A 13780-nucleotide genomic window follows, 5' to 3' on the forward strand; every position below is an offset into this window, starting at 1 on the left:
GCAAGGGACGCGGTAACGCTTGCAATGGAGGCATCATCGCTGAATAAGATGGTGAGTTCCTTAAGTCGCTTGGTAAATTTTACCTGCGCATCGGATTGATGCTGTGCCAACCTCGTCTGCGTTTCATCTTTCGTTCACCCTGCAGTTGGGAAAAGCGGTGGACCGCGCGCAGTGCATCATCGGATCTATTGGCAGGGGGAAATCAGCGGTTAGAAACGCTTCCTCAACATCTCCTGGGCCATTAGTCCTTTTTGACGTTATCCTGTCGCGCGTCTTGAAGTGCAGGGCAGTGACACTCTATGTAGGGTAAGGGATTTTATTCGATTCCCGGCATTTCGCCGTCGGGGCAAGTTTGGTAAAGGACGCACATGAGAAATCCAGTCGATACAGCTATGGCTCTGGTGCCGATGGTTGTTGAGCAGACCAACCGCGGGGAACGGTCTTACGACATCTATTCTCGCCTGCTGAAGGAACGCATCATCTTCCTGACAGGCCCGGTCGAAGATCAGATGGCAACGCTGGTCTGCGCCCAGCTTCTTTTCCTCGAGGCGGAAAACCCGAAGAAAGAGATCGCGCTCTACATCAATTCGCCGGGCGGCGTCGTCACGGCCGGCATGGCAATCTACGACACCATGCAGTTCATCAAGCCCGCCGTATCGACGCTTTGCATCGGCCAGGCGGCGTCCATGGGCTCGCTGCTGCTGGCGGCCGGCGATAAGGACATGCGTTTCGCGACGCCGAATTCGCGCATCATGGTTCACCAGCCTTCCGGCGGTTTCCAGGGGCAGGCTTCGGACATCGAACGTCACGCCCGCGACATCATCAAGATGAAGCGCCGCCTGAATGAGGTTTATGTCAAACATTGCGGCCGTACCTACGAAGAGGTGGAGCAGACGCTCGATCGTGACCATTTCATGTCCTCCGAGGAAGCCAAGGATTGGGGTCTGATCGACAAGGTGCTGACGTCCCGTACTGAAATGGAAGGGGAAACCCCCGCCTGAGTTATCCAAGGGCGGTGTCTTCTACGCCACAGTTCTATCCCATTTGTGATCGAATAGGGGTTTAATGTGGTGTAGAACACGGTAATAGTAAGCGTTAATGCTATGTAGCGAATTTATGACATAGCATTCGGCATTCGAAGGGGGATTCGTTGCCACCGCAGCCCGGGTATGTGGTCTGGGCTACGTTCAGTACCCCGAAGAGCGCCGCGATCTGCTGATGAAACGAGGGGCAGGTCCGGTGGGCGCAGTGAGTGGACCGCGATTTCAATCTGAAAATCAGCGGCGTGCTGGAAGGAAAATGATATGAGCAAAGTCAGCGGCAGCAACGGCGGCGACTCCAAGAATACCCTGTATTGTTCATTCTGCGGCAAGAGCCAGCATGAAGTGCGGAAGCTGATCGCCGGACCGACCGTCTTCATCTGCGATGAGTGCGTCGAGCTCTGCATGGACATCATCCGCGAGGAAAACAAATCCTCGATGGTGAAATCCCGTGACGGCGTGCCGACACCGCAGGATATCATCAAGGTTCTCGACGAATACGTCATCGGCCAGAGGCAGGCGAAGAAGATCCTGTCGGTGGCCGTTCACAACCACTACAAGCGTCTCGCACATGCGTCCAAGAACGGCGATGTCGAATTGGCGAAGTCGAACATCATGCTCGTCGGACCGACCGGCTGCGGCAAGACCTATCTTGCGCAGACGCTGGCCCGCATCATCGACGTGCCTTTCACCATGGCTGACGCAACGACGCTGACCGAAGCCGGCTATGTCGGTGAAGATGTCGAAAACATCATCCTGAAGCTGCTGCAGGCTGCCGACTACAACGTCGAGCGCGCCCAGCGCGGCATCGTCTACATCGATGAAGTCGACAAGATTTCGCGCAAGTCGGACAACCCGTCGATCACCCGCGACGTGTCGGGCGAAGGCGTCCAGCAGGCGCTGTTGAAGATCATGGAAGGCACGGTCGCTTCGGTTCCTCCCCAGGGTGGCCGCAAGCATCCGCAGCAGGAATTCCTGCAAGTTGACACGACGAACATCCTGTTCATCTGCGGCGGCGCTTTTGCTGGTCTCGACAAGATCATCTCCGCCCGCGGCGAAAAGACCTCGATCGGCTTCAGTGCCGCAGTCAAGGCGCCCGATGACCGCCGTGTTGGCGAAGTGCTGCGCGAACTGGAGCCGGAAGACCTGGTCAAGTTCGGCCTGATCCCGGAATTCATCGGCCGTCTGCCTGTTCTGGCGACGCTGGAAGACCTGGACGAGGATGCATTGATCCAGATCCTGTCGGAACCCAAGAACGCGCTCGTCAAGCAGTATCAGCGCCTGTTCGAGATGGAAGACGTCGAGCTGACCTTCCACGAGGATGCGTTGCGCGAAATCGCTCGCAAGGCGATCGTGCGCAAGACCGGCGCTCGCGGCCTGCGCTCGATCATGGAAAAGATCCTGCTCGACACCATGTTCGATTTGCCGGCGCTGGAAGGTGTTCGCGAAGTGGTCATCTCCGAAGAGGTCGTTCGCGGCTCTGCCCGTCCGCTTTACATTTATGCTGATCGGCAGGAAGAAAAGGCCAACGCCACCGCCTGATCGCCAGATTTGCGGCTTAATTTCGGGGCTCGTCGTTGACGGGCCCCTTTCTATTTGAAAAATCGTGCAGTTTCCTGATAAAGTCCGGGATAAGCTTGATGGGACGCCGACTAGACCGGTTGTTAAGAGCGCCCGCCGCGGCCATGATGGCGTGATTCTGGAGATCATCGGCGGATATGTGGATTTGCGTCCGCGAACCGCGTTGCCGGCGATGTTCGAGTAGCCGGGGTCCGGTGTTTGTTGTGCGTTCCTCCTCGTGATATGCGCGTTTTCGTGACCCGACGGCGCGTCTTGCACGACTTGAAATGATTGATGTGAAACTCCACTTCTAACCCAAGTGAGAGAGCCGGCTAATTCCCCCCCAAGCCGGCAGAGAGCCCGGGAACGGGACGACGGAAAGGAAATGACATGACTAAGAAAACGTCTGCGGCAAATGAGAGCATTGCCTATCCGGTATTGCCATTGCGCGACATCGTGGTTTTCCCCCACATGATCGTGCCGCTGTTCGTCGGACGGGAGAAGTCCATCCGGGCGCTTGAAGAGGTCATGGGGTCCGACAAGCAGATCATGCTCGTCACCCAGATCAACGCCAGCGACGACGATCCCGCCCCGGACGCAATTCATAGGGTTGGCACCGTAGCCAATGTGCTGCAGCTCCTGAAGCTCCCCGATGGCACCGTCAAGGTGCTGGTCGAAGGTCGGGCACGCGCAGAGATCGATTCTTACACGGGCCGCGAGGATTTTTACGAAGCCCTCGGCCATGTCCTGAATGAGCCGAATGAAGATCCGGTCGAACTGGAAGCGCTGAGCCGCTCGGTCGTTTCGGAATTCGAAAGCTACGTGAAGCTCAACAAGAAGATTTCGCCGGAAGTGGTCGGTGCGGCCAGCCAGATCGACGACTATTCGAAGCTCGCCGATACCGTTGCTTCGCACCTGTCGATCAAGATCACCGAGAAGCAGGAGATGCTGGAAACCACTAGCGTCAAGGGCCGCCTAGAAAAGGCGCTCGGCTTCATGGAAGGCGAGATTTCGGTTCTGCAGGTCGAAAAGCGTATCCGCTCGCGCGTCAAGCGCCAGATGGAGAAGACCCAGCGCGAATACTACCTGAATGAGCAGATGAAGGCGATCCAGAAGGAACTTGGCGACGGCGAGGAAGGCCGCGACGAGATGGCCGAACTGGAAGAGCGCATCTCGAAGACGAAGCTCTCCAAGGAAGCCAAGGAAAAGGCCGATACGGAGCTGAAGAAGCTGCGTCAGATGAGCCCGATGTCTGCGGAAGCTACCGTCGTGCGCAACTATCTCGACTGGTTGCTGGGTATCCCCTGGCATAAGAAATCGAAGATCAAGACCGATCTGAACAATGCCGAGAAGATCCTCGAAGCCGATCATTTCGGTCTCGAGAAGGTCAAGGAGCGCATCGTCGAATATCTGGCCGTTCAGGCTCGTGCCACCAAGATCAAGGGCCCGATCCTGTGCCTCGTCGGCCCTCCGGGCGTCGGCAAGACCTCGCTCGCTCAGTCGATCGCCAAGGCGACCGGCCGTGAGTACGTTCGCATGGCGCTTGGTGGCGTTCGGGACGAAGCTGAAATCCGCGGTCACCGCCGCACCTATATCGGCTCGATGCCCGGCAAGGTCATCCAGTCGATGAAGAAGGCCAAGAAGTCTAACCCGCTCTTCCTGCTCGACGAGATCGATAAGCTCGGCCAGGACTATCGCGGCGATCCGTCTTCGGCTTTGCTGGAAGTGCTGGACCCGGCGCAGAACTCGACCTTCATGGATCACTACCTGGAAGTCGAATATGATCTGTCTGATGTGATGTTCATCACGACGGCGAATACGCTGAACATCCCTGCGCCGCTGATGGACCGCATGGAGATCATCCGTATCGCCGGCTACACCGAAGACGAGAAGCGCGAAATCGCTAAGCGGCACCTGCTGCCGAAGGCCATTAAGGAACATGCGCTGCAGCCGAATGAATTTTCGGTCAGCGACGACGCCCTGATGGCGATCAGCCAGCAATATACCCGTGAAGCCGGTGTGCGTAACTTCGAACGCGAATTGATGAAGCTCGCCCGCAAGGCGGTCACCGAGATCATCAAGGGCAAGACCAAGTCCGTCGCGGTCACCGCTGCGAATATCGATGAATATCTCGGCGTTCCGCGCTTCCGCCATGGCGAAGCCGAGCGGGACGATCAGGTCGGTGTCGTAACGGGCCTCGCATGGACGGAAGTCGGCGGCGAGCTGCTGACGATCGAAGGCGTGATGATGCCGGGCAAGGGCCGCATGACGGTCACCGGCAACCTGAAGGAAGTCATGAAGGAATCGATTTCCGCGGCGGCTTCTTATGTCCGCTCGCGCGCCGTCGATTTCGGCGTCCAGCCGCCGCTCTTCGACAAGAGCGACATCCACGTGCACGTGCCGGAAGGTGCGACGCCGAAGGATGGCCCCTCGGCCGGCGTTGCCATGGCGACCGCCATCGTCTCGATCATGACCGGCATCCCGGTTTCCAAGGATGTCGCCATGACCGGTGAAATCACGCTGCGCGGCCGCGTGCTGCCGATCGGCGGCCTGAAGGAAAAGCTGCTTGCAGCGCTTCGCGGCGGCATCAAGAAGGTGCTGATTCCGGAGGAAAACGCCAAGGATCTGGCGGAGATTCCGGACAACGTGAAGAACAACATGGAGATCGTCCCGGTATCCCGCATGGGCGAGGTAATCAAGCATGCGCTCGTGCGCAGGCCCGAGCCGATCGAATGGGACGGCACCGTCGAAACGCCCGTGATCGCAACGGTTGAAGGCGTCGATGATGTGGGGGCGGCCATCGCCCACTAGGCTTGGTTGAGCCTCATTTGCGCCGAATTGACATAAAACCAGAAAAGACCGGCATTTTTGCCGGTCTTTTTTTGTGAAAAGCTTTTGGCGGCGCTTGCTTTTCCTTGATTTGCAGGGCTTTTGGGGGTTGCGGCGGGCTGGAGCACTCGTATTCTGCGCCCCGCTTACAAGATGAGTCGTTTCATACCAGAGAAAGGGGTGGAAACATGAACAAGAATGAGCTCGTGTCCGCAGTGGCCGAGAAGGCCGGTATCACGAAGGCTGACGCTGCTTCCGCTGTTGACGCTGTTTTCGATACCGTGCAGTCTGAACTGAAGAAGGGCGGCGACATTCGTCTCGCAGGTTTCGGCAGCTTCACCGTTTCCCACCGTGCAGCTACGAAGGGCCGTAACCCGTCCACCGGCGCTGAGGTTGATATCGCGGCTCGCAACGTGCCGAAGTTCACGCCCGGCAAGGGCCTGAAGGACGCCGTCAACGGCTGATACTCGTTTCCACCCGCCTCCCAGAAGATGATTTTGGAGGTGGAAGGTATAGGGGTCCGAACTTTCGGGCCCCTTTTTTTCCGTTCAGTGGCTTCTCGGAACATCCGGCGGCTCTGATGCATGTCGCGCAAAAGTGTGCGGCGGTTTTGCGAGAACGACATGCAAAAACAAAGAGCTAAAGCGTCGGAGCGAATCTGAAAAATCGCGACGAGCTTTAGGCGAGGCGCTTCAAAGAAGCCATGTGTTTTCCCAGCGACTCCTATCGCTACCAGCGGTGATGAACGTGCGGAGCGATCAGGCGTTCGTAGATCTCCCGCGTTGCCGCCATGACATCGGCTGAAAGCGGCGCAAGGTCAGCCGCCGCCGCATTTGCCCTGGCCTGCTCGGCATTGCGGGCTCCGGGGATGACGACCGTGACTGCGTCGCTCATCAGGATCCAGCGCAGCGCAAAAGCCGCCATGCTGGTGCCTGCGGGGACGAGCTTGCGGACTTCCTCGACCGCCTGCAGGCCGACCTCGAACGGCACGCCAGCAAAGGTTTCGCCGACATCGAAGGCCTCACCGTGGCGGTTGAAGTTGCGATGATCGTCGCTGGAGAACTGGGTATCGCGGGTGATTTTGCCGGAAAGCAGGCCGGAGGCCAGCGGCACGCGGGCGATGACCGCAACATTCTTGCGCCTGGCTTCCTTGAAAAACAGATGGTCGGGCCGCTGGCGGAAGATGTTGTAGATGATCTGGATGCTGAGCACGCCCGGATATTCGATCGCCTTCAGCGCTTCCTCGACCAGCGCGACACTGACGCCGTATCCCTTGATCTTTCCGGCCTTCTGCAGTTCGTCGAGCCCGGCGAAGACTTCGGGGCGATAGAGCACCTCGGTCGGCGGGCAATGCAATTGCACCAGGTCCAGGCTGTCGACGCCAAGGTTTTTCAGGCTGCGATCGATGAAGCCCTCGAGATTGGCCTTGGTGTAGCCATCGGCGACGTGCGGGTTGAGCCGGCGGCCGGCCTTGGTCGCGACCATCGGGCGCGTACCGCCGCGAGCCTTCAGCACATCGGCGATGATCTTTTCGGAGCGGCCATCGCCATAGACGTCAGCCGTGTCGATGAAGGTCATGCCGGCGTCGAGCGCGGCATTCAGGGCGGCGCGGCCATCGGCCTCGCTGACATCGCCCCAGGCGCCGCCGATCTGCCAGGCGCCGAAGCCCACATTCGTAACGATAAAAGGCGTGCGGCCGAAAGCATCGTGTTTCATGGAACTGTCTCCCCTCGTGATGAAATGCCAAGGCACTACCAGCCGCTCAGAGTGCGGACAAGCCTGTGACGACGTTGCAGGATCGCAATCGCGTGACATAGGAGCATGACAGGGCGTGACAATAGACGAAAGCGTTGGATGACCTCTTCCGCATGGTGTTCATCGGCTGCGTATTTCCCTAAAAGAAGATGCCAGCTATCTGACGATGACCGGAGCTTATGCCCTCTTTCAGTTTCATCCACGCCGCCGATCTGCATCTCGGCAGTCCTTTTCAGGGGCTGGCGTTGAAAGATGCGGCTATTGCCGCCGTCTTCGTGGAAGCGAGCCGTAAGGCCTTTTCGACGCTGGTAGGGCTGGCGATCGAGAAAGCGGTCGATTTCTTCCTCATTGCCGGCGATGTCTATGATGGCGATTGGAAGGACAACAAGATCGGCCTGTTTTTCAATCGGGAAATGGCGCGGCTGGAGCGGGCTGGTATTCGGGTCTATTTGCTGCGTGGAAATCACGATGCGGCAAGCGTCATCACCAAGACCATTACGCTGCCGGCCAATGTCCATGAATTCCCGACCAACAAGCCCGGCTCCGTCAAGCTGGATGGGTTGCAGGTGGCGCTGCACGGGCAGGGCTTTGCCGAACGCTCGGCCAACGACAATCTGGCGCTCGCCTATCCAGCGCCGGTGCACGGCTGGTTCAACATCGGCATTCTCCATACTTCGCTGACCGGCCGCGAGCCGCATGCGCCCTACGCGCCGTGCTCGGTCGATGATTTGCGTTCGCGTGGTTATGATTATTGGGCGCTTGGCCATGTGCACGACTATGAGGTGGTGGCGAGCGACCCGCTGGTGGTTTTTCCTGGCAACCTGCAGGGCCGCAGCATTCGCGAGCGTGGAGCAAAGGGCGCCGTGCTGGTCACGGTCGACGACGGCCGCGTCAGCCACGAACGCCTGATTGTCGACGAGGCGCGGTTCGCGCAAGCCGATATTGCCGTCGATCCGGAGGATGATCAGGCCGCAATCCTGCGCCGTATCGAACAGGCGGTGCAGCCGCTTGCCGATGATATGGCGGGGCGCATGACGGCGCTGCGCGTCCGGCTGTCGGGCATTACGCCATTGCAGGGCACTATTGCGGCCAATCGCCAGCAATGGCGTGACGAAGTCGAGGCCGCCTGCCATCGCGTGCATGAGGATATCTGGCTGGAGAAGCTGGAGCTGCGGCTGGAGCCGCCCGTCGCGAGCGCTGTCGAGGCCAACGGCACACTCGATCTCGGCCAATTGCTGACCGAACATGCCGGTGATGCGGATATTGTCGCGGAAGCGGAAAAGCTTGTCAGTGAGATCGCGATGCGCTTGCCGTCCGGCCTGGGCGCGGCGGAGTTGCCGCTTGACGATTCCGTCGAGATGTTGATGGAGGAGGCGCGGCAATTGCTGCTGGCGCGCGGGCAGGGGGCGGGCTGACCCATGCGCTTCGACCGGCTCGACATTCTCCGCTACGGCGCGCTGACCGAGCGCACGCTCGATTTTCGCGCCGGCGCGAAACTGCATGTCATCTACGGGCCGAACGAGGCCGGAAAGTCCTCGGCGCTCAGCGCCATTTCCGATCTGCTTTTCGGCTTCCCCGCTGCGGCCGAACAAAGCTTCCTGCACGAGCCGACGAGCCTGCGTGTCGGCGCGACAATCAGCGCGCGGGACGGTGCCATGCTCGCTTTCCGCCGCCGCCGCGGGCGCAAGAACACTTTGCTCGCGCCTGACGATAAGGAGACGCCGCTTGCGGAAGATGCCTTGGCGCCATTCCTCGGCAATTTGAGCCGAGACGTCTTCGAACGCGCCTTTGGCCTCGATTCCCTCCGGTTGCGCCAGGGAGCGACCGCCATGCTGCACAGTGGCGGCGAGATCGGCAGCCTGTTGTTTTCCGCCGCCTCCGGCCTCACCGGCCTCTCTCGCTTGCGGCAGTCTCTTGAGGGTGAAGCGGATGGCATCTATGCGCCGCGTCGGTCGAAGGATCGCAGTTTCTATCGGGCGCTGGACCGCCATGACGAGGCCCGCAAGGCCGAGCGCGACAATGAACTCAAATCCGGCGATTGGAAGAAGCTGCTGGCGGAAGCAGCGGAACTGGAAACGGAATTGGAGCGCCTGCAGGACCAGCGCCGCCAGACGCGGCAGGCGCTCGACCGGCTGCAGAGATTGAAGACGCTGCAGCCGCTGCTGGCCGAAATCGATGGCGAGGTCGCAGCTCTCGATCGCCTCGCCGATCTCTCGGCGCTACCGGACAGCTTTGCGGATCGGCTGGAGCAAAGCCTCAGCGATAAGCGCGCCGCCGAGGACGAGCTGCGCCGTGCCCAGCAACTGGCCACTCGCACCGACGAAGAGCTGTCGTCGATTGAGATAGACGAAACTCTGCTGCAGATATCGGGCGACATCACGCAGCTCTTTGCCGACACTGGCAACTATCGCAGCCAGCGTCAGGATCTACCGCGCGTCGATCAGGAATTGGCCGGTTATGACGCTGCGCTCGTACAGCTTGCCCGCCGCCTCGGCTTTTCAGATATTGCTCAGTTGGAAAAGCGCCAGCCGAGCGACGCCGACTGCGCGCGCCTCTCCGAACTGGTGGAAGAGGGCAGGCGATTGCAGCTCCGGGCTCAGGCCATCGCAGAGCAATTGGAGAGTGAGCGCGGCCAGCTCGCGACGCTGGAGAGAGACGGCCTCTCCGGCCGTTTGATCGATCCCCGGCCTCATATTGACCAACTGGAGTCACTGGGTAGTGACTTGGCTGCTCTTGCCGGTCTTGATGCGCTGGAGACACAAATCCGCCGTGCCGAAACGAACCTTCACGAAGCCGCCGCCCGCCTGCGCCCTCCTGTTGCGGATGTCGAGGCGCTATCCACCGCGCCGTTGCCGGACACAGTCGAGATCGCCACGCATCGCGAGACGATCGATGCCGCCCGCAATAGCTTCCGCGAGGCATCGGACAAGGTGCGCGTCTATGATGAGCAGTTGGCCGAGATCGAGCGGGCGCTGGAGGATGCCGAGCGTACAGGTTCGATCGTCACGCGCGAACAGATCGCCGACGCTAGGGGCGCGCGTGATGTCCTATGGCAATCGATCCGCGATGGATTGGCGGATGGTGGCAGGGCTCCCGAAGGCAAAGCGATCGCCAGTTTCGCGACGAGCCTTGCGGAAGCGGATCGCCTGGCCGATGCGGCACTGAGCGATGCGGACCGGGTTTCGCGCCATGCGGACAACCTGTTGCGTCAGGCGCGGCTGCGGCGGGAGCGCGAGGCCGCGGCGAAGCGAGTGCGGCAGCACGAGGAAACGTCGGCACAGGCGCTCGCCGCCTTTGCCGCACTCTTCGAGCCCTGCGGTGTCACGGCCCTCGATTCGGCGGCCATGCTGGAATGGCGGCGCGCAGTTGAAGGACTATTGCGGGAGCGCCGGGCTCTGCATGATCTCGTGGACGAGCGGGATGAAGCTGCCCTTGCTGAAGCGCGCGTTTCTCCGGCACTGAAAGATATCGCCGACGCCACCGGTTATAAAAGTGCTCGACTGCCGCCAGGCGCCATGGCGGAAGGATTGCGAAAACATCTTCGCTTGCTCTCGGAGCGCTGGAATGAAAGCCGCACGCGCGAAGGCGAGATCGCTTCGGCGCGTGACCGGCTGACGCGTCTTGGTGAGCAGAGCCAAGATATCGAGCGGCGGCAAGTCGGTTGGCGCGACGCATTCGGCAAAGCCGTGTTGCCGTTCGGTCTTTCTGCCGATGCGACACTGGAAATGGCTGCCGCTGCCTTGAAGGCATGGACGGAGCTTCCGGATGTCTTGGCGGAGCATGACAACCGTCGACGCCGTGTCAGCGGCATGCGCCGCGACATGGCCGATTTCGAGCGCCGGCTCGCCACACTTGCCGCAACCGCCGGCTATGAACTCGATCATTTGCCGCCGGATGCCGCAGCCGAAGCGCTGCACGCTCGCGCCAATGCGGCGCGCGGTGAACAGAAGAAGCACGATCAGCTCGACGAGGAGCGACAGCGCGCAGAGGCGCAGGCTATCCGCTGCGGTGACGCGGTTGCAAAGGTGATGGCTGCCCTTGACCGTCTGACCTCCGATCTGCCGGAGGATGCCGATCTGCCGGCTTTGCTGTCACGCCTGCGCGAACGTGCCCGGTTGAACACCAGGCTGATGGAAAGCCGCGACCGTTTCCGCCAGCAGGCCGACGGCGACAGCGAGGATGAAACCCGCGCTCAGCTCGCCGGCTTCGAGCGCGTCGCGGCGGAGTTGGAGATCGAGCGGCTAACTGGCGAAGATCTCCGGCAATTCACCGTGCATGGTGAATTGATGGCGCGCTTGTCGGAAAACCAGCGTCAGCGGCGCGCGCTGGAGACCGGCGTCAGCTCCGAACACGCCGTCTTCGAGAAGCTCTCTGCGGAGCAGGAAGCCAAGGACCTGGCGCGGCAATGGGTGGTGCTGAAACTCGCGGCACGGATGCTGGCAAGCTCGATGGAGGCCTATCGCGAGCAGCAGGCCGACCCCGTCATCAAGCGGGCAGGGGACCTGTTTTCGTTACTGACCGGCCAGCGCTTTGCGCGGCTGGTCGAGGAACATGACGAGAGGGACGCTCTGCAACTGCTGGCGGAGCGCTCGGGCGGCGAGCGCGTGCCGCTGGACGGCTTGAGCGAGGGTACTGGCGATCAGCTTTATCTCGCACTGCGGCTTGCCTTCCTCGAAGATTATTCGTTCCGCAACGAGCCCGCGCCGCTGATCGTCGACGACATCTTCCAGACCTTCGACGATGACCGCGTCAGCGCCGGCCTGAAGGCGCTTGTCGGCACGGCGGAGCGTTTCCAGACCATTCTTTTCACCCATGAAATGAGCCTGGTCGAGATTGCCAAACGGGATATCGGCAAGGACCTGGATCTGATCCAGTTGTAAAGCGCCGACATCGGCCATCACAAGGGCGCCCTCATAAAAAGGAAAAGGTGCTCGCCTTCGCTTCTTCCGTTTCGGCCGTGGAAGATTTCAAACTGCTTGATGTCATTACTTAATGGATTCCTTTATCGTTCAGTGAATATTAATTTAAATTGCTTAGAGAATTCCCGTAGAAATTGCCTTATTTCCGTTTTCAGCCTATACCGTAGGGATATGCTGCCGTAGCGTGAATTTGGAAGTATGCTTATAAGATCGCATACAAATTTTTTTCACGGTACTCGTGCTAAATCGGCTTGTTGAGGGGCTCCCATTATGCTTTTCAGGGCGCCGACGGATTTTATGAATAATGCGCTGTCCTGACCCGAGTCGGTAAGGTCGGCCGATATTGATTTTGAGGTTATTCAATTGATTCGCGTAGGGGCGGCGTTACTAGTTTGCGTAGTTCTGGCGGGATGTAATTCCGTCTCGAGCGAAGGGCCGCTGGCCGGTGCGATAGATGATGATGCCGGGCAATCGGGTGCGGAGCTTGGGCGCAAGAATGTGGCGGTCTTCGATGTCGTCGACATAAACAGCCGTACGGCGCGCTTTGTCTCGGATTACGTTTCCAGCGCACTCAACCGCCGATTCGGGATAGGCGGCCCTGTAGGCCGGGTTGTTATCGGCGTCGGCGATTCGCTTAAGGTGACGATCTTCGAGGCAGGTGCCGACGGATTGTTCTCGACGGCCCAGTCGAAGCAGGTATCTTTGGATATTATCGTCCAACCGGATGGGACTGCGGCCATTCCCTATGCCGGCACGGTCAAGTTTGCCGGTAAGACATTGGAACAGGCCCGGCAAGCTATTCTGGCGGCGCTGGCCACCAAGGCCGTCGAACCGGACGTCATCGTGACGAGCATGGGCACATCATCGCGCACCGTGACTGTTTCCGGCGCTGTCGGCCGCCCGTCGCTGGTTCCCTTGGATTTGACCGGCGAAAAGATCACGCAGGTGATTGCCAAGGCAGGTGGTCCCGTCACCCAACCTTACGAGACCTATGTGACGTTGGTTCGCGGCAACAGGACAGGGACAGTTCTGCTGAAATCGATCATCGAACATCCCACTGAAGATATTTACGTTCAGCCTGGCGACCAGATTTTCCTCGTGCGTGATCCCAGGACCTTTACTCTTCTTGGTGCCGTCAAGGGTGACGGACGTCTTGAGTTTGGGGCCAATGACCTGAATCTGCTGGAGGCTGTCGCCCTGGGTCACGGGGCGGTTGATGAAGCCGCCAATGCGCAAGGGTTTTTCCTGTTCCGGTATGAAGAGCCGGAAATCGTTCAGAATCTGCTCGGCGGCGCTCGCTTCCAAGAGCTGGTGCGCAAGGGAATGGTGCCGGATTCCAAGGGACGCTACCCGATCGTCTATAAGTTCGACATGTCGCATCCCGACAGCCTTATCGTCGGCCAGACATTCCCCATCAAGAGCCGCGACGTCATCTATGTATCGCGTCACCCCTCGGTCGATATCAGGAAATTCCTGACGCTTGTCGGCGCACCGCTCAATATAGCCTCCCAGGGCGCTGCGACAGCGGTCAATCTGGGACAATGACGCCGGCTTGACCGCGAGGCGACGCTTTGCCGGGAGTTGCGAGGCTCGCCGGCATAATCGCATTGTCGAAAGACAGGGATTCGTCGATCCACAGAGAACGGCTGAATCCGTAGGCTGCGTCGTGTGTTTGAA

Annotated in this window: 8 protein-coding genes; 7 read left to right on the forward strand and 1 reads right to left on the reverse strand. The window is 59.8% G+C overall.

Going from position 1 to position 13780, the window contains the following annotated elements:
* The first annotated feature begins 368 nt into the window (after window positions 1–368).
* The 4 genes from clpP (at window position 369) to hupB (ending at window position 5893) form a co-directional block, all read left to right on the forward strand.
* Complete coding sequence (clpP, locus tag QA646_RS04555) at window positions 369–1001, forward strand: ATP-dependent Clp endopeptidase proteolytic subunit ClpP (RefSeq protein ID WP_283057855.1); 633 nt, start codon at window positions 369–371, stop codon at window positions 999–1001.
* A gap of 303 nt (window positions 1002–1304) precedes the next feature.
* Entirely contained in the window at window positions 1305–2582 is a 1278-nt protein-coding gene (gene clpX / locus QA646_RS04560; RefSeq protein ID WP_028753990.1) for an ATP-dependent Clp protease ATP-binding subunit ClpX, read from the forward strand.
* A gap of 408 nt (window positions 2583–2990) precedes the next feature.
* Window positions 2991–5411, forward strand: a complete 2421-nt coding sequence (lon, locus tag QA646_RS04565) for an endopeptidase La (RefSeq protein ID WP_283057856.1) — start codon at window positions 2991–2993, stop codon at window positions 5409–5411.
* A gap of 206 nt (window positions 5412–5617) precedes the next feature.
* Window positions 5618–5893 (forward strand): DNA-binding protein HupB, encoded by a 276-nt coding sequence (gene hupB, locus QA646_RS04570; RefSeq protein WP_104822664.1) that lies wholly within the window; start codon window positions 5618–5620, stop codon window positions 5891–5893.
* Window positions 5894–6158: 265 nt separating this feature from the next.
* Here the strand turns inward: hupB and QA646_RS04575 are convergent, their stop codons facing one another.
* Window positions 6159–7145 (reverse strand): aldo/keto reductase, encoded by a 987-nt coding sequence (locus tag QA646_RS04575; RefSeq protein ID WP_283057857.1) that lies wholly within the window; start codon window positions 7143–7145, stop codon window positions 6159–6161.
* Window positions 7146–7363: 218 nt separating this feature from the next.
* Here QA646_RS04575 and QA646_RS04580 point away from each other — a divergent pair, with 218 nt between their 5' ends.
* The 3 genes from QA646_RS04580 to QA646_RS04590 all read left to right on the forward strand — a co-directional run bounded on the left by QA646_RS04580 (window position 7364) and on the right by QA646_RS04590 (window position 13648).
* Window positions 7364–8599 (forward strand): DNA repair exonuclease, encoded by a 1236-nt coding sequence (locus QA646_RS04580; RefSeq protein ID WP_283057858.1) that lies wholly within the window; start codon window positions 7364–7366, stop codon window positions 8597–8599.
* 3 nt (window positions 8600–8602) lie between these two features.
* Window positions 8603–12064: a YhaN family protein gene (locus QA646_RS04585; RefSeq protein WP_283057860.1), complete on the forward strand. Its 3462-nt coding sequence runs from the start codon at window positions 8603–8605 to the stop codon at window positions 12062–12064.
* Between the two features lie 405 nt (window positions 12065–12469).
* A complete protein-coding gene (locus tag QA646_RS04590; protein WP_283058966.1) occupies window positions 12470–13648 on the forward strand; it encodes a polysaccharide biosynthesis/export family protein in 1179 nt (392 codons plus the stop codon).
* Window positions 13649–13780 lie beyond the last annotated feature (132 nt).

Source organism: Rhizobium sp. CB3090 (assembly GCF_029714285.1).
Lineage (GTDB): Bacteria > Pseudomonadota > Alphaproteobacteria > Rhizobiales > Rhizobiaceae > Rhizobium.

What these genes read in the sequence shown, in the direction of transcription:
- QA646_RS04585 (WP_283057860.1), top strand. Translation starts at nt 8,603, where the DNA reads ATGCGCTTCGACCGGCTCGACATTCTCCGCTACGGCGCGCTGACCGAG.
- QA646_RS04580 (WP_283057858.1), top strand. Translation starts at nt 7,364, where the DNA reads ATGCCCTCTTTCAGTTTCATCCACGCCGCCGATCTGCATCTCGGCAGT.
- clpX (WP_028753990.1), top strand. Translation starts at nt 1,305, where the DNA reads ATGAGCAAAGTCAGCGGCAGCAACGGCGGCGACTCCAAGAATACCCTG.
- QA646_RS04575 (WP_283057857.1), bottom strand. Translation starts at nt 7,145, where the DNA reads ATGAAACACGATGCTTTCGGCCGCACGCCTTTTATCGTTACGAATGTG.
- lon (WP_283057856.1), top strand. Translation starts at nt 2,991, where the DNA reads ATGACTAAGAAAACGTCTGCGGCAAATGAGAGCATTGCCTATCCGGTA.
- hupB (WP_104822664.1), top strand. Translation starts at nt 5,618, where the DNA reads ATGAACAAGAATGAGCTCGTGTCCGCAGTGGCCGAGAAGGCCGGTATC.
- clpP (WP_283057855.1), top strand. Translation starts at nt 369, where the DNA reads ATGAGAAATCCAGTCGATACAGCTATGGCTCTGGTGCCGATGGTTGTT.